The organism is Lactococcus garvieae subsp. garvieae (assembly GCF_029024465.1).
Classification (GTDB): domain Bacteria; phylum Bacillota; class Bacilli; order Lactobacillales; family Streptococcaceae; genus Lactococcus; species Lactococcus garvieae.
Genome location: NZ_CP118951.1, coordinates 1 through 21109, shown reverse-complemented (window position 1 = coordinate 21109; position 21109 = coordinate 1). Strand labels below are relative to the sequence as shown.

General features: G+C 34.2%; 20 protein-coding genes and 1 pseudogene. 7 read left to right on the top strand and 14 right to left on the bottom strand.

The annotated features are described in order from the left end of the window. Positions 1–31: 31 nt before the first annotated feature. Positions 32–859, bottom strand: coding sequence for an alpha/beta fold hydrolase (locus PYW30_RS10445; RefSeq protein WP_211363281.1), 828 nt, complete (start codon positions 857–859; stop codon positions 32–34). Positions 860–1467: 608 nt separating this feature from the next. Beyond that, complete coding sequence (locus PYW30_RS10440) at positions 1468–2613, bottom strand: IS256 family transposase (protein ID WP_197911522.1); 1146 nt, start codon at positions 2611–2613, stop codon at positions 1468–1470. A gap of 75 nt (positions 2614–2688) precedes the next feature. Here PYW30_RS10440 and PYW30_RS10435 point away from each other — a divergent pair, with 75 nt between their 5' ends. The 3 genes from PYW30_RS10435 (at position 2689) to PYW30_RS10425 (ending at position 5453) form a co-directional block, all read left to right on the top strand. Further along, positions 2689–4593 (top strand): BspA family leucine-rich repeat surface protein, encoded by a 1905-nt coding sequence (locus tag PYW30_RS10435; protein ID WP_197911523.1) that lies wholly within the window; start codon positions 2689–2691, stop codon positions 4591–4593. A 179-nt stretch (positions 4594–4772) separates the two neighbouring features. Further along, positions 4773–4874 carry a putative holin-like toxin gene (locus tag PYW30_RS10430; protein ID WP_255204113.1) on the top strand — a complete coding sequence of 34 codons (102 nt, stop codon included), beginning with the start codon at positions 4773–4775 and terminating at the stop codon, positions 4872–4874. Positions 4875–5078: 204 nt separating this feature from the next. Further along, positions 5079–5453 carry an ArsC/Spx/MgsR family protein gene (locus tag PYW30_RS10425; protein ID WP_042219915.1) on the top strand — a complete coding sequence of 125 codons (375 nt, stop codon included), beginning with the start codon at positions 5079–5081 and terminating at the stop codon, positions 5451–5453. Between the two features lie 51 nt (positions 5454–5504). Here the strand turns inward: PYW30_RS10425 and PYW30_RS10420 are convergent, their stop codons facing one another. The 8 genes from PYW30_RS10420 to PYW30_RS10385 form a co-directional block, all read right to left on the bottom strand. Further along, on the bottom strand, positions 5505–6110 hold the full coding sequence (locus tag PYW30_RS10420) for a recombinase family protein (RefSeq protein ID WP_042219918.1): 606 nt from the start codon (positions 6108–6110) through the stop codon (positions 5505–5507). Between the two features lie 294 nt (positions 6111–6404). Continuing rightward, positions 6405–7697, bottom strand: coding sequence for a pyrimidine-nucleoside phosphorylase (locus PYW30_RS10415; protein WP_042219784.1), 1293 nt, complete (start codon positions 7695–7697; stop codon positions 6405–6407). 67 nt (positions 7698–7764) lie between these two features. After that, positions 7765–9006: a NupC/NupG family nucleoside CNT transporter gene (locus PYW30_RS10410; RefSeq protein WP_042219782.1), complete on the bottom strand. Its 1242-nt coding sequence runs from the start codon at positions 9004–9006 to the stop codon at positions 7765–7767. A gap of 442 nt (positions 9007–9448) precedes the next feature. Further along, positions 9449–10609, bottom strand: a complete 1161-nt coding sequence (locus tag PYW30_RS10405) for a hypothetical protein (protein WP_232254468.1) — start codon at positions 10607–10609, stop codon at positions 9449–9451. A 490-nt stretch (positions 10610–11099) separates the two neighbouring features. Further along, positions 11100–11822, bottom strand: coding sequence for a ParB/RepB/Spo0J family partition protein (locus PYW30_RS10400; RefSeq protein WP_042219779.1), 723 nt, complete (start codon positions 11820–11822; stop codon positions 11100–11102). Positions 11823–11824: 2 nt separating this feature from the next. Further along, positions 11825–12586, bottom strand: a complete 762-nt coding sequence (locus tag PYW30_RS10395; protein WP_042219777.1) for a ParA family protein — start codon at positions 12584–12586, stop codon at positions 11825–11827. Then, positions 12583–13707, bottom strand: coding sequence for a RepB family plasmid replication initiator protein (locus tag PYW30_RS10390; protein WP_042219774.1), 1125 nt, complete (start codon positions 13705–13707; stop codon positions 12583–12585). Before PYW30_RS10390 ends, PYW30_RS10395 begins: the two co-directional genes overlap by 4 nt. A 263-nt stretch (positions 13708–13970) precedes the next feature. Next, the gene (locus tag PYW30_RS10385; protein ID WP_042219772.1) at positions 13971–14732 is read right to left on the bottom strand and encodes a helix-turn-helix domain-containing protein; all 762 of its coding nucleotides are present in this window, start codon (positions 14730–14732) and stop codon (positions 13971–13973) included. 636 nt (positions 14733–15368) lie between these two features. Between PYW30_RS10385 and PYW30_RS10380 the strand changes: the two genes are divergently transcribed. The 3 genes from PYW30_RS10380 to PYW30_RS10370 all read left to right on the top strand — a co-directional run bounded on the left by PYW30_RS10380 (position 15369) and on the right by PYW30_RS10370 (position 17530). Next, complete coding sequence (locus PYW30_RS10380; RefSeq protein WP_042219770.1) at positions 15369–15632, top strand: hypothetical protein; 264 nt, start codon at positions 15369–15371, stop codon at positions 15630–15632. A 770-nt stretch (positions 15633–16402) separates the two neighbouring features. After that, positions 16403–16723 carry a hypothetical protein gene (locus tag PYW30_RS10375; RefSeq protein WP_232254469.1) on the top strand — a complete coding sequence of 107 codons (321 nt, stop codon included), beginning with the start codon at positions 16403–16405 and terminating at the stop codon, positions 16721–16723. A 126-nt stretch (positions 16724–16849) separates the two neighbouring features. Next, positions 16850–17530: an IS6-like element ISS1S family transposase gene (locus PYW30_RS10370; RefSeq protein WP_010890648.1), complete on the top strand. Its 681-nt coding sequence runs from the start codon at positions 16850–16852 to the stop codon at positions 17528–17530. On the opposite strand, the gene PYW30_RS10365 is transcribed toward PYW30_RS10370, so the two are convergent. The 4 genes from PYW30_RS10365 to istA form a co-directional block, all read right to left on the bottom strand. Then, positions 17527–17673 (bottom strand): putative holin-like toxin, encoded by a 147-nt coding sequence (locus PYW30_RS10365; protein ID WP_275090571.1) that lies wholly within the window; start codon positions 17671–17673, stop codon positions 17527–17529. The two genes, PYW30_RS10370 and PYW30_RS10365, sit on opposite strands and share 4 nt — an antisense overlap. Before the next feature lie 265 nt (positions 17674–17938). Next, complete coding sequence (locus PYW30_RS10360; protein WP_052370200.1) at positions 17939–18175, bottom strand: hypothetical protein; 237 nt, start codon at positions 18173–18175, stop codon at positions 17939–17941. Between the two features lie 266 nt (positions 18176–18441). After that, positions 18442–19200: an IS21-like element helper ATPase IstB gene (gene istB, locus PYW30_RS10355; protein WP_042219889.1), complete on the bottom strand. Its 759-nt coding sequence runs from the start codon at positions 19198–19200 to the stop codon at positions 18442–18444. Between the two features lie 8 nt (positions 19201–19208). Further along, positions 19209–20432, bottom strand: coding sequence for an IS21 family transposase (istA, locus tag PYW30_RS10350; protein ID WP_042219892.1), 1224 nt, complete (start codon positions 20430–20432; stop codon positions 19209–19211). Positions 20433–20607: 175 nt separating this feature from the next. On the opposite strand from istA, the pseudogene PYW30_RS10345 reads away from it, so the two are divergent. Further along, positions 20608–21073, top strand: a pseudogene (locus tag PYW30_RS10345) (transposase); the annotation flags it as partial. Positions 21074–21109: the final 36 nt, after the last annotated feature.

The window sequence follows — 21109 nt, the reverse complement described above, 5'->3', positions numbered from 1 at the left end:
AAAGAAGCACTTTGCTTTTAACGTTTAAATATTATTGTTGAATAAATTTTGACAGAACTGAAAAATACATCTCAGGTTCTTCTAACATGGGGTTATGACCACTTTTATCAAATTTAATAACTTCAAGTTGATTTTCACTCACAATTGTATCCCAAAGGTTTGTCGGACTAACCAAGTAATCATAGTCACTTAGTAACAAAATTACTGGCTTGCTCCAATGAGATAAGAAAATTGGGGTGTCAAATGTTGCAAAGGCTTCTCCCCATAAATAGTCTAAAGCAGGCATATTATTGAGAACACCTTCCCAAAGATAAGCACCATCAAAGGTAAAATTATAAAAACTGTGGGCTTGCATTCGAATATTCATATGACTGAAACGATTATCTGGATCATTTTCGATATCTGTCTTTAATTTCGCAATTTCTTTATAAAAATAAGATTTGCGTTCTTCTGATGCAGTTTCTTCAAAGTATTTAATGCTACCATCTTGGCGTTCTTGCGTATTGGTTGGCGCTAAATTAGATAAAATAAGCCCAATAACATGTTGTTCATATTTACTAGCATAAGCCATTGCCATAAAACCATGACCTGAATGTCCTAGCAAATACATCTCTTCTATACCCAGTTGCACGCGTATCGCTTCGATATCTTCAACAATATCCTCTAAAAGATAAGTCGAATTTTCAGCTATTGAAAACCCACGGTGATCAATAAAAATTAAGTTTAAGCTGTTAAAAATATTATTTTTAAATAGACGTTTGTAATAGATTTCACTTCCAATGACCATCACTGGTGGCTGGGTAATATCGCCTTTTTGACTATATTGTAATTTAAATCCTTCTCGATTTAGATAACTCACTTTTTTCACCTCATATTTTCAATTAGGTTGTTATTACTCTATAGAACAGAACCTGGTGCTGTTTCTATAGAGTGCAGTTATCGTATAAAACTCCCAGTTAGTCCCATTACTGACATCTCCATTTAATATTTTTCTTTATTATATCATTTTAAATAACCAGTTCAAAATAGGTGTTTCCCTATCAAACTAGAAAGGCAAAAATTTTTGAGTGTCTCAGACAGCTTAACATTGATGATTGCATTTGCAAGTTGTTTTTAACTCGCAAGTATAATTGCACCTTCTTTTTAACTTTTATGCTGAGTACAATTAAGATAATATATTCATATAATTTTTAATGATCTGATGCCTTATTCATTATTCTTAATTCTTAATTCTTAATACTATTAAACTGGTAGGTTATTTCAGTAAAGTTCTCTGATTTATTTTGAACGTTATATAAACCTTCCTTATCAGTACTTACTATTAAAAGATATAGGACTTTCTTTCTAGAATTTTGCTTAATAATTTTATATTCTTTATTATTTATTTTTTTTCCAATAATATCTGTATATCTAAAGTCTTTGGAGAGTGTCAAATATTTTGTGTAAATTTGGTAAGTGATTTTTGAGTTAACAAAACATGGATTCCAAAGTATCAGATATTTGAGCAAAACCTTTATGTGTTCTCTCTTCAAATCTGCTGTTATATTTCATGAATTGTGTGACTAAGAAACGTTCAAGAGCAGCTTCATTTGGAAACTGAATGTGTTTCTTGGCCAGACGTTTGAGTTCTTTGTTATAACTTTCAAGCAAATTTGTAGAATAAATAGAGCTACGAATCGCTTTAGGGAACTCCAAAAAGGTCAATAAGTCATTTTTTTCCATCACATTTGACAGCTTTGGATAGAGTTTTGCCCAATTATCCAGCAAATCCTGAATGGCTTGTTTGGCATCGTTCACCTCTTGGGCTTTACGAATTTTATTGAAATCCTCCATAATGGCTACTCTGTGCTTTACTCGAACAGATTGAAAGATATTTCGTGCCAAGTGAACCAGACAATGTTGGTGCTTAGCCTTTGGAAAATTCTGCTTTATTGCATTTGACAGCCCTTTGAATCCGTCCGTTAGAAACATAAGAACATCGCAACATCCTTGTGCTTTCAACTGGTCAAGTAATTCTTGATAAATTTCCAAGCTTTCTGTAGGTGCGATTTTATAGGCCAGAATTTCTTTTTTTCCTGTATGGGTAATGCCTAAGGCGATGTGTATGGGCTCTTTAGACACACTATCACGCCTCAAAGGTAAGTAGGTTGCATCCAGATATATGAAAGCATATTGCGTTGAAATTTGACGTTGATGAAAGGCTTTGACCTGTTCATCGACAATTTCTGTCAAATTTGATATGGTCGCAGGGGAATAATAGCTGCCATACATTTTTTCAATTAAGTCTGCAATTTCACGTGTTGTGATGCCTTTGGAATAAAGCTGGATGACGGCTTCTTCCAAATGGTCAGAACGTCTCTTGTAGTCAGGAATCAGGTGTTGATGGAAAATACCTAAACGGTCACGTGGAATGGTTAAATTGAGTTTGCCATAGCGAGTGTCAAAACTTCTAGAATATGCACCGTTACGAGCATTCGGACCTTCAAAACGTTCATAGGGTTCATAGCCAAGAACACTTGAAAGTTCTGCTTGAAGCAGGTGATTCATGGCAAATTCAAGTTGCTCACGAAAGAAGTCATTCAAATCACGTTGTTCAAGTAGTGCTTTGGTCAAATCTGTGTTAAAATGGAGTTAATCCAATAATTTAAAACTCAAATTTAACTTATATTGTTATAGTAAGGAATAACCATGATAAAAAAATCTTCATTACTATTGGCGGCAGGAATCTTAAGTTTGTCTTCCACTACGCCGCTTGTTGCGACAGCCACAGAGGTGACCCCCTCACCACAAACCAAGAGTACTTCAAGCACACCGTCGAAGCCACTTCCTTCAACGCTTCCCCCAGCCTCCAGTTCAAAGGGTTCTGCACCTCAAACGTCAGAACCTGCCTCAACCCCTCAAAGTCAATCGACTCCTAGGAAAAACGTAGCTAGTTCACAACCGTCGGGAACGACTACCCAACAACAGAAGAAGTCCACCGCTCAAGCACAACAGAGCCCTTCTTCTAATCTCGCAGATATTGCTTCAGGAACAAATGGGACAGTGGCATGGAACATTGATGCCGCAGGTACCTTGCACTTAGGTGCAGGGACGCTTGCAGATACAAACAGGTCAACATCGCCATGGGACTCCTATAAGTCAGATATTAAAAAGATTTCCTTTGATGGAGCAGTTATTGCGTCTGAGAATTCTTCAGGATTGTTTGCTCAACTAAATGATGTGAATAATATTGAGGGAATGAACAATTTCAATACCTCTAACGTGACTTACATGAATTCTATGTTTTCTGGTTGTTCTAGTTTAACGACTTTAGACTTATCTTCGTTTGATACCTCTAACGTGACTCGCATGGGTTCTATGTTTTCTGGTTGTTCTAGTTTAACGACTTTAGACTTATCTTCGTTTGATACCTCTAACGTGATTGGCAGGGCATCTATGAGTTATATGTTTCAAGGTTGTTCTAGTTTAACGACTTTAGACTTATCTTCGTTTGATACCTCTAACGTGATTTACATGAGTTATATGTTTCAAGGTTGTTCTAGTTTAACGACTTTAGACTTATCTTCGTTTGATACCTCTAGCGTGATTTACATGAGTTATATGTTTCAAGGTTGTTCTAGTTTAACGACTTTAGACTTATCTTCGTTTGATACCTTAAACGTGATTGACATGGGATATATGTTAGGGGAAGATCCTATTCATAAGCTCAGTCTAGGTTCCAAAATAAAATTAGGTGGTTCAGTAGGTTTAAATTCAGTTCCCATTAATGCCAATTACACAGGGAAATGGCAAAGTATCGGAACAGGTACCCCAGCTTCACCAAATGGAACTTGGTCAGGGGATACCGCGGACTTGATCAGTCGAAGTCAGACCGGTGTGGCCGATACCTATGTTTGGCAACCAATAAAACGTCCTGCTCAAGATGTTACAGTAGAATATGTTGATGAAAATGGTAGAAAGCTTCCCAATGTTTCCTCTCAAACTATCAGCGGTAATATAGGAGATCCCTATGATGCCACAACAAATGCTTATAAGCTAAAAATTCCAGGTTACACTTTAGACGAAAGCAAGCTCCCAGCTAATGGAAAAGGGACTCTGTCAGACCAAGCACAAACTGTGACTTATGTTTATAAAGAAAATTCAACTCCACCTTCTAAACAAGAAGTGGTAAATGTTTATCGTCTTTATAATAAAAAATCAATGGAACATCTCTATACAGCTGATGCTTATGAATACAAACATCTCCCAGAACTTTCAAGTGATTGGGTTCGCGAAGGTATAAACTTTAAAGAGTATAAAAAATCGGACTCTACGACTGTGACTGTCCATCGTGTTTATAATCCTAAATCAGGAGAACATTTGAATACGACAGATTCAACTGAGGTTAAAGTTTTGACATCTAAAGGGTGGAAGAGCGAAGGAGTTGCTTTCTATACACCAAAAGCAGGTGGAAAACCAGTTTATCGCCTCTTTAATCCTAAAGCAGGTATTGGTGCTCACTTTATGACAGCAGATTCTTATGAGAAGAGTGTTTTAACAAAAGCACCGAAAGAATGGAAATATGAAGGTGTAGCGTGGAATTCTGTGAAGTAAATTGAAAAATATATAATCGCAAATTGAAAAAATTGGGATACCATATAAAAAATAAAGGGAGCAGCAGGCCGTAGATGGCTTGTTGCTCCCTTTTTTGGTATAATAGTAAGGTAGAGTTTATGAACGGTAGCCCCGATTGGAGGTGATGCCATGGTTTTAGTGGCAATTCCTCACAAAACATGAAAGGCGAAAATTTTTTGACTGTTTACCAGGCATTGAGTCTTATGATTGCTTTTGCAACATTAATGATTCTTGTCTTAAACACAAGTAACAAAAAATGACCGTTCAGCTTAGCAGAGCTATTGGTCATTGATTAAGTAGTATTGCTACCGTTCTTAAAACGGCTACATGGGACTTATATCGAGCAAGTCCTTTTTCTTTACTTTTATTATAACATAGAAAGTAAAATTATGTTACTAAATAAACCAAATATGATATTTTTCTCTGCTATGATACAATAGGTAAAGTTAAATAAAGGATGAAAGATGATTAAAGTTTATTATAGAGGAAGCTGTGGTTCTTCTCGACGTGCATTTGCTTGGTTTGAAAAATATAATATTGATGTAGAAAAACTACAAATTAGTAAGATGACCAAGAGTGACCTTATCAAACTCCTCCAACATTCCGATGAGGGTTTAAAATCTATTGTGAAACGCCCAGGAAAGAGCAGCTCAGAAGTTAAAGAAGCTCTACAATATATGGAACATCTTTCCCTCAATGAAGCGCTAGACTTCATACTCTCACATCCTTACGTCATGCCCACTCCAATTATTATGGAGGACAATAATCACTTTATTGGGTATAATGAAGATGAAATACGGATATTTCTACCAAAAGAGTATCGTCGTCATCGACCATAAACAAGACAAAAGAAGAACGCTGATGTTCTCCTTTTTTTTAGTGTAGATATTTTATAAGCCATTTGCTTTTTTTATTTTGTAAACGGTAGGTCGAGAAAGACCATTTTTTTTGGCTATTTTTGCCACTGGGATTTCTTCCTTTAGCATATCTACTACTGCTTTATAAACTAACTTTTTTTGAGGGTCTGCCGAGTTGAGAGAGTATTCTGTTGGGCGTCCTTTGTATCGTCCTGCTTGCTTTGCTAAGAGTACGCCTTGGCGCTGTCGTTCTCGTATTTTCTCACGTTCATTCTGTGCGATGTAACTTAGAAGAGATAAAAACATATCAAACATGGCGTTGTCGAGAAGTTCACTTCCTGTGTTAAAATCTAAAAACTGTGCATCTAATATTTTCAAAGCGACATTTTTCTGCTTCATAAAAGCAACTGTATTTTTTATATCCTCATAATCACGACCTAGTCGATCAAGAGAGGTGACGATGACCTGGTCTCCTTCACGGATATACTTCAACAATTTTTGAAACTCTGGGCGCTGCGTATCTTTTCCGCTCACTTTTTCTTGGAAAAGTTTATCGATGTTTTGTTCCGACATCATCTCTAATTGCCGGTCTAAATTTTGATCTTGTGAAGAGACTCGAATATATCCAATATTTGCCATAAAAATTCCTTTTTTTAAAACGATATAATTTACATGTAAAATTTACTCGTGTTTTTACTGCTATTATAACATTTCTCAAAATAAATTATAAGTAGACTTAAAATTTACTTTGTGGAATTTGATAGAAGATTGTTTAAAACTTTCAGAAGAACAACGACAAAAAAAAGGATAAGCAATCCTATTTTTCTTTTTTGAATCCCATCGTTTGTTGGATATAAAGCTTTTTTTATTTTCTATTCAACACATAAGAAAATAAGTGACACTCAATTTCTAGATGCTGTATGTAAAATCTTGCTAGCGAATAACTTCCAAAATTTCAGGTGCATGAATTTGCTGGTCAGAAATTTCGATATTGTCTTTAAACTCCGCAATCAAATCGGAAGAAATTGCACGATTGCTATAAAGTGTAGCAATAAGATCACCTTTTTGGACTGAATCGCCTACTTTTTTCGCAAGAGTAACACCAGCTTCAAAATCGATTGTATCTGCCTTAGTTGCTCGTCCTGCACCTAGCTTCATCGCCACAATACCGACACCCATCGCTTTTTCTTGTGAGATATAACCTGCACGTTCAGCATAGATCTCAACAGTATGTGCCACATTTAACTCTGCAGTCAAATGGTTAAATGCTGTTGCATCTCCGTTCTGTGCTTCACACATAGCAAGAAATTTAGCATAAGCTTTACCATTATCAAGGTGTTCGATGATTTCTGGAACTGTTTTTTCTACACCTGCTAATGCAAGCATAATTTGAGCCAGTTCCGCGATAAAGTGACGGAACTCTGATGTTCCTTTACCATTTAGCGTATTCACAGCTTCCGTAATTTCATTACGATTACCTATAGCATATCCTAAAGGTTGATTCATATTTGTTAGAACAGCCACTGTTTCACGACCAACAGCCTTTCCTAAGTCAACCATTGTACGTGCTAAAAGTCGGGCATCTTCGAGATTCTTCATGAAAGCACCGTCGCCAACAGTCACATCAAGCAAAATGGCATTTGACCCCGAAGCAATTTTCTTAGACATGATCGAGCTTGCAATCAATGGAATAATATCGACTGTGGCTGTCACATCCCGAAGGGCATAGAGAAGCTTGTCTGCTTTAACCAACTCATCAGACTGACCAATCACCGCGATTCTGGAATTCTTCACTTGGGTGATAAAGTCTTCTTCTGTTTTTTCAATTTCAAATCCAGGAATGGATTCTAACTTATCTAATGTTCCACCAGTATGTCCTAAACCACGGCCAGACATTTTAGCGACAGGGACATCAAAACTCGCTACTAAAGGTGCTAAAATAATTGTTACTTTATCACCTACACCACCAGTCGAATGTTTGTCTACCTTCACACCAGGAATAGCTGATAAATCAAATTCTTTACCTGAGGAAACCATGGCCATGGTTAAGTTGGCTGTTTCTTCTGTCGTCATACCTTCAAAATAAATCGCCATAGCAAGTGCTGCCATTTGGTAATCCAGAACCTCACCGGTCGCATAACCAGAGATAAGCCAATCGGTTTCAGCTTTCTCAAAGTGACCGCCATCACGTTTTTTTTGAATCAGGTCTACCATTCTGTATGTCATTATTTCTCCTTATATTTATATTAGAATACTATTTCTTTTAATTATTATTTCAAGTCTATTGATTAAACTACCATACAAACAATCCTATCGTTCCTGCAGACATAAGTGAAACTAGTATTCCCGAAAGAATTAAATACCCAATATTATTTGCAATAAATTCATTCTTTTCTTTATTGACGATACCTTTAAGACATCCTATTATCATTCCTAAGGTAGAAAAATTAGCAAATGACGTTAAAAATACGGTTAAAACTGCTTGATAATGAGGCGTGAAGTTTTTTATAAGATTTGATACTTGACCCATAACAACAAATTCATTTGTTACTAATTTAGTACCCATATACTGTGCTAGTTCAAAAGAATTATGGACATTTAATCCCATCAGCCATGCAAAAGGAAACATGATCAAACCTAGTACATGTTCCAAAGATAACCAGGGGTTAATAAGACCAAGTATTTTATTAGCAAGGGCCGCAAGAGCAACAAATGCTATAACATTTGCTGTAATAATCAAAATTAACTTTCCAGAGTTAAGAATAGAATCCCCTAAAAATGAAAAGAACGGTTCTTTTTTTATTTTAACATCTTCAATATCACTTGTATTAGTACTAAGTGAGCCAGTATTTTCCCCTAACTTAGCAATTGTATCTTCTTGATCGGTAACTTGTACGGGATTCAAAATACTAGATACTAAAAGTGCATTAATTATATTAATTGGTATGGCTGATAATACAAATTCTCCAGGCATCATAGTAATATATGCTCCAATAATAGAAGCTGTCACACAACTCATTGACATCATAGCAATAGTCAACGTGCGTTCCTTATTTATTTTATTTAATTGGAGAGAAGAAACAACAATCGCTTCTGTATTCCCCAAAAACATCATTTCCATAGAAAAAAATGATTCAAACTTTGGTTTCCCCGTAATTTTAGATAGCCCAGTTCCTATCCATTTTATGACAAAAGGTAACACCCCTATATATGTTAATATATCAAAAAGAGGTACAATCATTAAAATTGGCAGTAGGACTGACGTTACAAAATTCATCTGCTTAACATGAACCCAGTCAGGTAAAGCAAACGCAATACCTTCATAAGCAATATCAACTAACTCAACAAAGCCGTTTGCAGCTTCATGAACAATTGCTCGACCAATAGAAAACTCTGTTAAAAACCAAGCTAAAAACAAATTAATAAACAATAATATTAATATAGATTTCCAGTTAATCATTGATTTGTTTTTGGAAAACATGAAAGCTATAATAACAAAAACTATTATCCCTATAGCATTAATTAATAAATACATTTTTTCTCCTTTAAAATAGTTAGGTTGTCAATTAAAAAGGGCAGAACGAATATCATGGCTTCGTTCTGCCCTTTAACGATATTAGATATTCTTCAAGAATACCAAGTATTGTTAAATGTAATTATTGGAGTCACCAACAAATACATTGTAAGCCTTTTCTTTTTAAAAATCAAATACTAGCTAATTTATTTTTTAATTTGCTAGTATAAACCCACTATTTAATCTATTAGAAGCTGTTACTTATTTTTACTGAAGTTTCCATGATACTCAAAAATAAGTTATAAGTAGACTTAAAATTTACTTTGAGTGTAATGCAGGCTCTTCATTTATCTAACAAAAAACAGAACTTTTAGAGTTCTGCTAAAATTTGAGATTATTGTGCAACTAAGATTTTTAACTCATATATGCCTTAGAATCTCAATTAAAGAGGTACTGATCCCTTTTATTTAAATTTGTTCTGATAGAGCATGTTATATATAAATTGTAAATTTATGAGCGGCTTGCTCTGTTCTTTGAGTGTTTCTTGCTCTGTTTTCTTTACCCAATCCTGAATAGAGCGTAAACATTCCTCATCATTTAAAATTTTATATCCAGGTTTATTAAGGAGGGACATTGTATAAATTTCAAAATATCCTTTATCTGAAATTTGCATAAATAAATCATCACTTCTGAAGGTATATTGAGAATCATAAACCGAATGAGAAGAAACATCATTATGATAGAGTGCATAACCACCAAAGTTTTTTGCCTTTATTTCTTTTTCATCATAATTTTGCTTATAAGTCACCGTATCTGGAAAGTCAGTTGTTTTTGCAAAATCCATCATTGCGATTAAAACGGGATCATTGTATTTATCATGCTTCATTTGACTGGAATAGTAAACCGCATGATGCTGGATATTATATATTACCAAACGTCCAACAAAAAAAACAAGAGAGAAAGATAAAATAAAGTATTGGAGATATCTAAAGAACCGCTGACTTGACCATTCTTTCCACGTAAAGCATACAATAAATAGCCAAAGGCTACAAAGAAGAAAGAGAGTGAAGACTTTTCCAAAAGCTGAATCAAGAGGTTGAGATGACAGTTCATGAACAGAAAATCCATTTACTAGTGAATTTATAAAAATGATAATCATCAGTAAGGAATAAACGAGAACCGTAATAATTTTATTTTTCTTTGACTGAGGCAGTTGTTCCTCAATATAGGTCGTATGTTCTAGCTCACGTAACAAGTAAATCGCAATCAAGAGAGTGAGGATCAACCAAGCAGAAAAAATAGTAGATTTTACCATGACTGGACTTGCACAAAGGTTAAAGAAAAAGCTCAGGAGAATAAATAGATTGATGTTTTCCCGTTGAAGAAGTTGAGTTGTAACACCCCCATATTCTTTTTGAAGCTCCTCGGGTATCTCTTCCCATTTTGAAATACGGTTAAAATTTAATAGTCTAAAACTTATAATTCCACTATAAATAAGGGTTATAACGAGTCCAACCCAAAATGTAATATAATCATGCAAAACTAAAGCAAGATAAATAAACCATCCTACTGTAGTCAACGTAAGACAAATGGATAAAAATATTAAAAACTTTCTTCTATTCAACTCTGTCTCCTAAATTTATGGTTCTTCTAAAAGTATACATACTCAAAATTTACCCTCAATTCTTTAATTATTTTATAGGCTCTGGCAAACTGACATCCATTCATCACATTACTTTGATTGAACGCAATGCTCAACTTAATTGACCTTTTATAAATCCCATTATAACAGAAAGTGTAAATGAACTTTTGTAGTATACTCTGGTGGACACATAGCTAAACTTTGCCCTCCATGTTTTGATGTTCTATATTTTGAATTAGGGGCTAAACTTTGCCCCCTATGTTTTGATGTTTCATATTTTGAATTAGGGGCTAAACTTTGCCCCCCCCTATGTTTTGATGTTTCATATTTTGAATTAGGGGCTAAACTTTGCCCCCCTATGTTTTGATGTTTCATATTTTGAATTAGGGGCTAAACTTTGCCCCCCTATGTTTTGATGTTCTATATTTTGAATTAGGGGCTAAACTTTGCCCCCTTGCAAAAAAAGAAAGCCTTATTTGGCTTTCTCTTCTAAAAGTTTAATTATTCCTTCTTTAATTTTTGTTTCTTCTTCAGTATTCTCAAATTCCAATTTTTCAATTTGCTTAACAATTTTTTTTAGTTGAGTTACTGTACTGACACTTTTAACTTTTTTTGTTTTTTCTTTTTCTCCTCCCTCTTTAACTTTTCGGATAATCTTCTGAGCCGTATAGTGACTTACTCCAAATCTTTCTGCCACAAGTTCTCTTGTTTTGCCTTTTATTGGTTTGCCATTTAATTCAATTCCTTGTTTTTTTGCTTGTTCGATTAGATTCATATAATCTTCAACGATAGAAATTTTTTCGCTTTCTTCCATATTTAGAAGTGATCGAGTTTGTAGATTTGTTTCATGCAATTTTAGTCTTGTTATTATTTCATTCTCTGAAGAGTCAATTATCTTAGATAGTACTTCATAATCTGAAGGGAGTTTATCATCTTCAATAAGTTTTTTAATCGCAGTAAATCTTCTATGTCCTGCAATCAATTCATATTCAAATTTCCCTCTTTTTTTGACCAATAACGGTTGTAATAATCCTAGCTCTTCTATACTTGTAGCTAATTTATCTATATCAACAAGTTCGTAATTATTGTTTTCATTTTCTTTTATTTCATCTACTGGAATATTTTTTGTATTTGTTTTTTTTCTTTCATGCTCATCTTTTTTTATCAAATCAGTGAAGCCAAAATTGTTTGCCATATTTACCCCTCCTTACTTATTATTTCATCTACTAGAGATAAATAATCTTCTTTTACACTTGTATCTCTTTTATCATCAATTAATACAACATTATTTAGTGCATTTTCAGTGATAGGTTTTGCTTGAAAACGAATAGTTGTATCAAAACGATTACCAGAAATTAGTTCCATAATTTGTTTATCAATATTATTCCTGTTTACCATTGTGTAGAGAATAGTAAGTTCTGTATCAAGTTCATAATCATCAATGATTTGTTCAATGTTATTTAGTGTAGTTTGATAACCTTCCAATGCGAATTTATCAATTTTTATCGGAATAATAATCTCATCGCTGGCAATAATAATATTCAATGTAATAAGATTTATTGTTGGAGAGCAGTCAATAATACAATAATCATATTTAGAAGAAACTTTTTTTATTATCTTATTGACAATATTTGAAGTATTTCTATTGAATGAACTTCGAATTTTTAACTCACTCTCTGCAACAGACAAATTTGAACCTATCATGTCTAAATTTTTATCAACGTTATAGATATATTCTGAAACATCTTCTAATTTTTCATCTAGCAAAATTTCTGCAAATCCTATAAAATCAGGACTGGTACGCTCTTCATCTAAAAATATACTCGTAGCGTTTGCCTGCATATCTGTGTCTATATACAATACTTTTTTTCCTTTATTTGCTAGGCCTTTTGCTAAATTATTACCTGTCGTTGTTTTTGCAACTCCACCCTTTAAATTTAATAAACTAATTGTTTTCATTTATGCACCCCTAAATTTTCTTTTTGCATTATTGAACTTAAGTAACTTTCTATTGTTTTCTTTAGATATTTTGCTGTGTTTCTTTTTGAATAACCCTCTTGTTTATCTTGAACATATTGTAAATGTATAAGGAGACCATTATCTCCTTTTATCTTCTCTAATTCTTGATATAATGGATATACATTTTTTTGTAATCCAACCATAAGATTAATATCGGTCATTTCCATTGGATTTAAAAGAAAATTCTCTATAAGTAATCTTGTATATTTACTTTCCATTGCAAGTTTGAAATACTCAGCATCATCCATATTTTGTTTTGCCTTCGATTTCAAATATTCAGGATCATCTTGTTCTTTTTTATAATCATTATCACTCAGAATAATTTTCTTATCAATATGAAATATTATACTATCGATGCTGCGACCTTTTTTTACTTTTTCATAGGTAACATTGAAATGAGTGTTGTCATTAATTTCTTTTAACGGTTCATCAATTACTCTTTTAAAGAAATTCGAACTATGTTTATATTCATCCAATGTGTCTGTTATTTCTCTTAATTCTAAAATACTATACTGAGGATTTCTATATTCCAACAATTGTTTTTTTGTACGATTTGATTTGTATTGATAATGTTCATACTGATTATATGATTTGGTAAGCAACTTATAAAAGATTATACTATACTTACTATTGAGCTCCATAATATCTGTAATTGCATATTGGGTAAAATTTGTTTTTAAATCAATCAAATAAGGCATGATTGCTTGGTCAAATCTAATAATTACTTGACTATTATAATCATTCCATTCTACAAAGGGAATTGGTACAATGCTCTTAAATTTAAAACCTCTTTTTTTCTCTTCTTTAATTTGAAAAAAAGCTTGCTTTTGCATTTTTTCTATTGCCTCTTTAAAACGACTGTGCTTATTACTATCTGATACATCAAAAAACTCGAATAATTCCTGCTTTGATAAATAGACGATATTATCTTCTGGTGGATTTTCTGTATCGATGTAAGAAACAGCTATCTCAAAAATTTTCAACGGAACTTTATCCATTTTGGCAACACTGGTAATTAAATCATTATGCTCAACTACATTTCTTTTTTCTAAATCATTCATCTATGACTTATTCCTTTTTTTATTTTTATAGATTTATTATAACACAACATTGATACACTGTCAATACAAAATGTATCACTATACATAGTTTTTTGTATCACTATACATAGTTTTTTGTATCACTATACATATTATTTTGTATCAATAAAAACCCCGCAAAGCTGAGTATTGCTGAGTTTTTTTTCCCCCAAAAGTTCAAAAGTTCAAAATATATAAGATAAATAAATAAAAAGGACTTGCTAAGGCAAGTCGATTTTTTTATTTTAAATTTCATTTTTCTTCACTGGAGTAAAACTTTCAATAACTTTTCCTAGTATTTTTGTTGTTTCATCTCGAGGAAGTAAAATATCTTCATAGAGCAAATTACCTTCGTCATCTACAGAACGATTTAAAGAGACTAAACGAAGAAATTCATCTTCGACTGTTACACATTTAATATAACTTGCATCTTTTGAAAAGTCTAACACAGCACAAACTTGACCGTCACAATCTGGGAAAGGTTGTTCTTGAATTAAAGCAATATCCTTATCATGATAATCAGGCTCCATTGAATCCCCTTTTATGGGAACTCCATAATCATGATTAACCCACTTTGTCCAATAAACGATATAGGTAGAATGGTCATCTGAAATACCATTTCCTTTACCTGCTGAAAGGCCTTGGTCTGCAAAAACCTTAATCTCATATAAGGACTGATTAAACTGTATGATTTTATTTTCTTCTTCTTGCTCTTTTAATTTATTTTTAGCAAAACCCACAGTTTCTAATTGCCTTGGTTCAGACAGTTTTTCCATAATTTCAACTATCTCATAAGAGGAGCGAACATCTGTTTCACCAAGAAGATAACTTACAGGGACATTGAAAATTGAGGCAAGTTTTTCTAGTTTTGCAGCCCTAGGTTTTCCTTCTCCAGTTTCGTATTTTCTATAAGCTCCTTGTGAAGCTAAATTTATTTTTTCAGCTAATTCTTTTTGAGTATACCCTGCTTCTAAACGTAATTTTTTCAATCTCTCAGAGAATTCCATTAATCAGTTTCCTCCTTTCATAATTTTATTACTTGACAAATAACTCTTTAAGAGTTATTATATATTCATAGGGAAAATTTGAGACTTTTCACTAAAAAATTATATAAAAAATACCTCAGTCCACACTCGACGAATGTCTGAGTAAACTAAGGTACATGTCTCTTAAGTTCTCACTTGATACGTTGAAAAACCATTAAGGAGAAAACCCTAAAGTAAACATCGTATAAAAGTGCCTGATGCACCTTGTCAAATGAAACTATAAGCAATGTAGAATACTGCTATTATATCATTTATATCAAGGGAAAGCAACGGCTTTATTTAGCATGGGGTTTTCTTAAATTCCATGCGGGCGTTAGTGTTTAACGCTCTTTTTTGCGGATATGGTGCTGTAAATTTTTAAGGTGAATAGGAATTTACAGATTGAAGGGTTCAATTCCTTTCATCCGCTTTGCGTGGTTAGTCTGCTTATTGCAGCATCCACTGCTTTCTTGCTTTGTATAGTGGTATATCTTTCTACTCAAACCCTTTGAAGAAAGAGCAGCGTTCGACTCCTGCCAAAGCAATTTAAATCCAATATTCAATTTTCAAAAAAATTCGTATTTTTGAAAATGAGTTTAATTCAAAGGGGGATTATGGATGAAAATAGAATCAAAAAACTTTGTTTTGATGCCAAGACATTTAAGACGCTTTAACGGTAGTGTGGTACAACTTTTCGATGGTAGAAAGGGAAAGATAACTTATCCCTATCTCATAGTCTCAGACGGCAACACAAAGCTTCCTGTGATGATTGAAAGAAAAGAAAACTTTCAAGAGATACGACAGATTCTTAAAAAAGGAAAGTCAGGATACAGTATCCTAGCGGAGCGTAAAAGTAAATTTGCTGAATTGAGGGTGCTATGAGCAAGAAGAAAAACAAAATGAATCTGGTAAAAGTAGAAAAAGAGTTGGAGAAGAGAGAACCTTCTTTGTTCGACTTTTTACAAGTAATTATTCTTGGCATTATTCTGGTATTTTGCTTTATATATTTATTTAAGGATTATTTAAAAATTCCACTAATTATTAAGTAATTTTTTTTAGAGAAGTAGGTTGACCTTCTGAAAAGAAGTAGGGGTTCGATTCCCCTGTTCTCAATAGTGTCGCCCAATGCGTGAAAGAGTAGCACAAGACTAAGCGAAGCGTAAGACGACCAACAATTGAATACTCAGCTTGGTAGACTCTTGACGAGAGTAAAATGCCAATGTCTGCCCCTCTTATCAGCGTAGCTACTAAAGGGAGTGTGAAGTAGTCTGGATCGTGAGGTCTTGTCCTGCTTTGCACATATTTGCACCGTTTATCTTTGAATAAACGTATATAAAGAAAGCCATTCAACAGAGAAGTTAGGAGTTGTGAGACCTAACATGGCAATGTCAGATGCAATATATGGGGAATGAACTTTCTGCCTGCGAGGTATGGGTATGCTACAACAAAGGTCGGTGACGCTGTAAAAGTGCCTTTGAGTTTGGGGTCAACTATAAACCCTGCGACTAATTTTATTAACGTCCGATGGACGACCAAATATTACAAAAAAGGAAAAACAAATGAGTTTTAAATTTATTTTATTAGCATTAATTTTTTGTTTAACAATGCTATTATTATTTGAACTTTCAGAGTGAATCCAACCAGTTATTTTTATGAAAACAAAAGATAAACAAGGCATCTATTTTTATAGTTGTCTTTTTTTGTACAAAAATATAAGAAAAGAGAATAAAATGACAAAAGACCAAGGGACATCAAAAAAATACGGTTTTATTGATGTCAAGAAACATTTTGCGACAAGCAATTGCCCCATTTATGATGTGGTGCTTTATAAAAATCCAAAAGCCTATCCTCAGTCAGGCTTACTTTATTCCAAAATAAAGTTTGAGGATGTGAAAAAAATTCTTGCACAAGGAAATTTTAAACCAACCCCATTGAGTGAAGCTCTATTTTATAAAAAATTCCAAGCAGAGTAAGGAGGTCAAGTGATGAAATTCTATCTAAAAATCAAAGCTAAAATAAGAGAAGTGGTTCTGTTGCAAAGTTTTCTGATGAGTCTATTTTAGTGTAAAATGAATAAAAAAGACAGCGAGGATAGATCAATGAACTATTTTAAAGGTAAACAATTTCAAAAAGATGTGATTATTGTCGCTGTTGGTTATTATCTACGTTACAATCTAAGCTATCGTGAAATTCAAGAACTCCTTTATGATCGTGGGATTAACGTTTGTCACACAACTATTTATCGTTGGGTACAAGAATACAGTAAAGTCCTCTATCATCTCTGGAAAAAGAAAAATAGACAGTCCTTCTATTCGTGGAAAATGGATGAAACTTATATCAAAATCAAAGGTCGTTGGCATTATCTCTATCGTGCAATTGATGCGGATGGATTGACTTTAGACATCTGGCTACGAAAGAAACGGGATACTCAAGCTGCTTATGCGTTCTTGAAACGACTACATAAACAGTTTGGTCAACCAAGAGTAATTGTCACGGATAAAGCGCCCTCTATTGGTTCTGCATTTAGAAAGTTACAGAGTAACGGTTTATATACTAAGACAGAGCATCGAACCGTGAAGTATCTCAATAACCTCATTGAGCAAGACCATCGACCAATCAAACGACGCAATAAATTTTATCGAAGTCTACGAACTGCCTCAACCACGATTAAGGGCATGGAAACCATTCGAGGAATATACAAAAAGAACCGAAGAAATGGAACGCTCTTCGGCTTTTCGGTATCTACTGAGATTAAGGTCTTAATGGGAATATTAGCTTAAGAACAAGAAGGATTATAAACCTGGTATTTGATTTTTAAACTTTGCAACAGAACCCTTGTGTTTATGACAAGAATCATTAATGTTGCAAAAGCAATCATAAGACTCAATGCCTGGTAAACAGTCAAAAAATTTTCGCCTTTCATGTTTTGTGAGGAATTGCCACTAAAACCATGGCATCACCTCCAATCGGGGCTAACGTTCATAAACTCTACCTTACTATTATACCAAAAAAGGGAGCAACAAGCCATCTACGGCCTGCTGCTCCCTTTATTTTTTATATGGTATCCCAATTTTTTCAATTTGCGATGATAATATAAACTAATAAAAAAGCAGCTAATGCTCCTTTCTTTTTTCTTCACTGGAGTAAAACTTTCAATAACTTTTCCTAGTATTTTCGTTGATTCAGTTCTATTTCAGTTCTATTTCAGTTCTAATAAGTAAAATATCTTCATAGAGTAAATTGCAGTCATCATCTACGGAACGGTTTAAAGAAACTAAACGAAGAAATTCAGCTTCCACTGTTACACATTTGATAAAGCTTCCACCTCTATCAAAATCAATAACAGCACAAACTTGACCGTCATAATCTGGACACGATTGTTCATGGATCAATGCAATATCTTTATTATGATAATCAGGATCCATAGAATCTCCTATTATGGGCACTCCATAATCATGATTCACCCACTTTGTCCAATAAACTATACTAGGTAGACTGGTCATCTGAAAGACACTGATCTGCAAAAACTTTAATCTCATATAAGGACTGATTAAACTGTATGATCTTATTTTCGTTTTCCTGTTCTTCTAATTGTCAAGGGTCATTTAAAAATGTTGTTTTTTGGTCATTGAAAATGTAGGAAAATGGTCATGAAAATTGTAGGTTTTTGGTCACAATGCACAATGAACATTTACTTTTTAGTTGTGGTTCTTGTTTTTCTTTCTTTGTAGTTTTTCATTCGGTAAGAATCACCCATAATCGGAATGACTTTTGAATGATGAACCAAACGATCAATAATGGCATTGGTAAGCTTCTTATCTTGTAAGAAATCCGACCACTGAGACAGTGGAATATTGGTCGTGATGAGTGTTGATTTTTTCTCATAACGTGCATTAATCAGCTGAAACAGTAGAGTAGCTCCATCTCTTGAGAAGGGAAGATAACCCATTTCATCAATGACAAGCACATCATACTTGGCGTATTTTTTAATGGCTCGCTCTAAAGTGCCCTTCTCTTGAGCTTTGAGCAATTTATTGACCAAGTCGTTACTGAGGATAAAGTAAGAACTGAATCCTTTATCTAGAGCTTCTAAAGCAAGAGAAATCGCTAAATGCGTTTTACCTACGCCACTATTTCCATTGAAGAGGATATTGTCCTTGTTATCCAGAAATCTAAGGGTATGTAAATCCACAATTTCTGCCTTATTGAGCTTGGGTTGAAACAGGAAATCAAAGTCCATCAACCGTTTGTTATAAGGGAGATGTGCCTTCTTTAAGCGTTTCTTGAGTCGTTCTTGTTCACGTCCAGATAATTCTTGATGAAGCAGGTCGTGAAGACCGTCAAGCAAAGAAATATCGGTGTGTTCCTCCAAATAATCGGGAAGGGAATTTCTAAATTGAAGAAGGTGAAGCTCTTCGAGTTGATTCAACACCTGGTGATAAACAGTCATGGCTCACCTCACAATTCATCGTAAGCCAAGAGGTTTTCATTCACTCTGGCTTCCAAGGCTTCTTCTGTTAAATGACTATAGACATCTGATTTAGCAATTTCAATATAATCTTCTCTGCGATAGTTAAAGGCTTTGTCGGTCAATTGATGTTCAGAGACTAAAAGTCCACCGTCATAGATTTCAAGATAGCCGTCACTCACTTCTAGAATAACATTGTGTCCAATGCTTGAGAGGGGTACCGAGTATTTCCTCCCCTCATAGAGCACCATGGATTCTTTAGAGACTTTACGAATCATTTCCGGTTTAGGTTGAGCATAGACAGAAAGTTCTACATCATCGTAAGCTTTGAAGCTTTCTTTGTCTTCACGCCAACGTAAGGCAGGAGGACAACCCAGTGCTTGTGACTGTTCGTTATGGTTCAAATCCTCCATAAACATGGTCACAATTTCTTGAAGTTCCGTTAAATCTTCAAATTCATGATTGAAAACCAGCAAGCGGTCAACTGTACGTGCTAGAGCTTCGACTTTCCCTTTGGTTTGTGGTCTGAATGGACGACAGGCAATGGGATGAAAGCCAGCGTCTTTGGAATATTGCCTAAAGGTTTCGTTGAATACTGCATGCGTGAATTGGCTTTTAGAATGGTCCACGACCGTCTTCATATTATCAAACCAAATTTCCTCAGGGATACCGCCAAGTTGGAAGAAAGCATTGTTTAAACAATCAAACAGGGTAGATTGTTCACGATCCGTCGTCAATTGAAGATACTTCATTCGAGAGTATCCAAGGACATAGCAGAAGATATTGACTGTGAAGACTTCGCCGTTTTTAGAAATCATCTTCAGGCTTTCTTTCCAGTCAACCTGAGCAGAAAGTCCAGGAGAGGTTTCAACACGAAGTGTTGCCTTGTGCTTCTTGGTTGTCTTACACGATTTCACATAGCGCCTTACGGTCACGTAGGAACCTTTATAGCCTTGTTTTTGGATGAAATAGAAGATAGAACGAGCAGAACACCCAAGGTCAATCTTTTCGTTAATTTTGGCTTTGAAATTTTCTATGAGTGAGGGTGGGACACGACGTCTTGAAGCTTCCTCCAAGGTTTGAACTTGTCCAAGCTCATAGTAACGTTTAACTGTACGATAGTCGCAATTATATCGACGTGCAAGGTCAGAAAAATTAGGTTTTGTGTCATTCATAAAATGTAAACTGAGGCTTTCTAAGATATCTTTTCGCATAAAGAAAAGCATATCACTTTTTAATTTCAACCTACATTTTCAATGACCATTTTCCTACATTTTAGCATGACCCTTTACATTCTAATTGAGTTTCTCCAAGAAGATAACTAACAGAAACATCAAAAAGTCTAGCTATTTCTTCTAAAAAAGTAGACACAAAAATGGAAGGACTTTTATGTCAGGATTTAAACGTTACGACGAGGAATTTAAAAAATCTCTTGTCAATCTCTACCAAACAGGCAAAACTCAATCCGAACTTTGTAAAGACTATGGCGTCTCCGTTTCTGCTCTTGCAAAATAGATCAATCAGTACTCTCAAGTTCGTCTTGAAGATAATACGGTGTTGACTGCGAAACAGGTTCAAGAATTACAAAAAAGGAATGCCCAACTAAAGGATGAAAATCTTATCTTAAAAAAAGCGAGTGCCATATTCATGCAAAATTCCAAGTGAGATTAAAAGCAGTCTATAGACTTCGATTTGAACACCCGAAAGTTATGCTCTGTCAGGTGTTACATGTCAATCGTTCTACCTACTATAATTTCATGAACAAGAAGCCTTCAAAGCGTGAAATAGAAAATTAATTCTTGAAATTTATAGCAAAGCCAAGAAAAGAGTTGGAATGAGAGCTTTTAAAATCATTCGTCATTCGCTAGGAAAAATTATACCAAATCATGTA

What these genes read in the sequence shown, in the direction of transcription:
- PYW30_RS10435 (WP_197911523.1), top strand. Translation starts at nt 2,689, where the DNA reads ATGATAAAAAAATCTTCATTACTATTGGCGGCAGGAATCTTAAGTTTG.
- PYW30_RS10430 (WP_255204113.1), top strand. Translation starts at nt 4,773, where the DNA reads ATGAAAGGCGAAAATTTTTTGACTGTTTACCAGGCATTGAGTCTTATG.
- PYW30_RS10425 (WP_042219915.1), top strand. Translation starts at nt 5,079, where the DNA reads ATGATTAAAGTTTATTATAGAGGAAGCTGTGGTTCTTCTCGACGTGCA.
- PYW30_RS10420 (WP_042219918.1), bottom strand. Translation starts at nt 6,110, where the DNA reads ATGGCAAATATTGGATATATTCGAGTCTCTTCACAAGATCAAAATTTA.
- PYW30_RS10415 (WP_042219784.1), bottom strand. Translation starts at nt 7,697, where the DNA reads ATGACATACAGAATGGTAGACCTGATTCAAAAAAAACGTGATGGCGGT.
- PYW30_RS10410 (WP_042219782.1), bottom strand. Translation starts at nt 9,006, where the DNA reads ATGTATTTATTAATTAATGCTATAGGGATAATAGTTTTTGTTATTATA.
- PYW30_RS10400 (WP_042219779.1), bottom strand. Translation starts at nt 11,822, where the DNA reads ATGGCAAACAATTTTGGCTTCACTGATTTGATAAAAAAAGATGAGCAT.
- PYW30_RS10395 (WP_042219777.1), bottom strand. Translation starts at nt 12,586, where the DNA reads ATGAAAACAATTAGTTTATTAAATTTAAAGGGTGGAGTTGCAAAAACA.
- PYW30_RS10390 (WP_042219774.1), bottom strand. Translation starts at nt 13,707, where the DNA reads ATGAATGATTTAGAAAAAAGAAATGTAGTTGAGCATAATGATTTAATT.
- PYW30_RS10385 (WP_042219772.1), bottom strand. Translation starts at nt 14,732, where the DNA reads ATGGAATTCTCTGAGAGATTGAAAAAATTACGTTTAGAAGCAGGGTAT.
- PYW30_RS10380 (WP_042219770.1), top strand. Translation starts at nt 15,369, where the DNA reads ATGAAAATAGAATCAAAAAACTTTGTTTTGATGCCAAGACATTTAAGA.
- PYW30_RS10375 (WP_232254469.1), top strand. Translation starts at nt 16,403, where the DNA reads ATGAAAACAAAAGATAAACAAGGCATCTATTTTTATAGTTGTCTTTTT.
- PYW30_RS10370 (WP_010890648.1), top strand. Translation starts at nt 16,850, where the DNA reads ATGAACTATTTTAAAGGTAAACAATTTCAAAAAGATGTGATTATTGTC.
- PYW30_RS10365 (WP_275090571.1), bottom strand. Translation starts at nt 17,673, where the DNA reads ATGAAAGGCGAAAATTTTTTGACTGTTTACCAGGCATTGAGTCTTATG.
- PYW30_RS10360 (WP_052370200.1), bottom strand. Translation starts at nt 18,175, where the DNA reads ATGGATCCTGATTATCATAATAAAGATATTGCATTGATCCATGAACAA.
- istB (WP_042219889.1), bottom strand. Translation starts at nt 19,200, where the DNA reads ATGACTGTTTATCACCAGGTGTTGAATCAACTCGAAGAGCTTCACCTT.
- istA (WP_042219892.1), bottom strand. Translation starts at nt 20,432, where the DNA reads ATGCGAAAAGATATCTTAGAAAGCCTCAGTTTACATTTTATGAATGAC.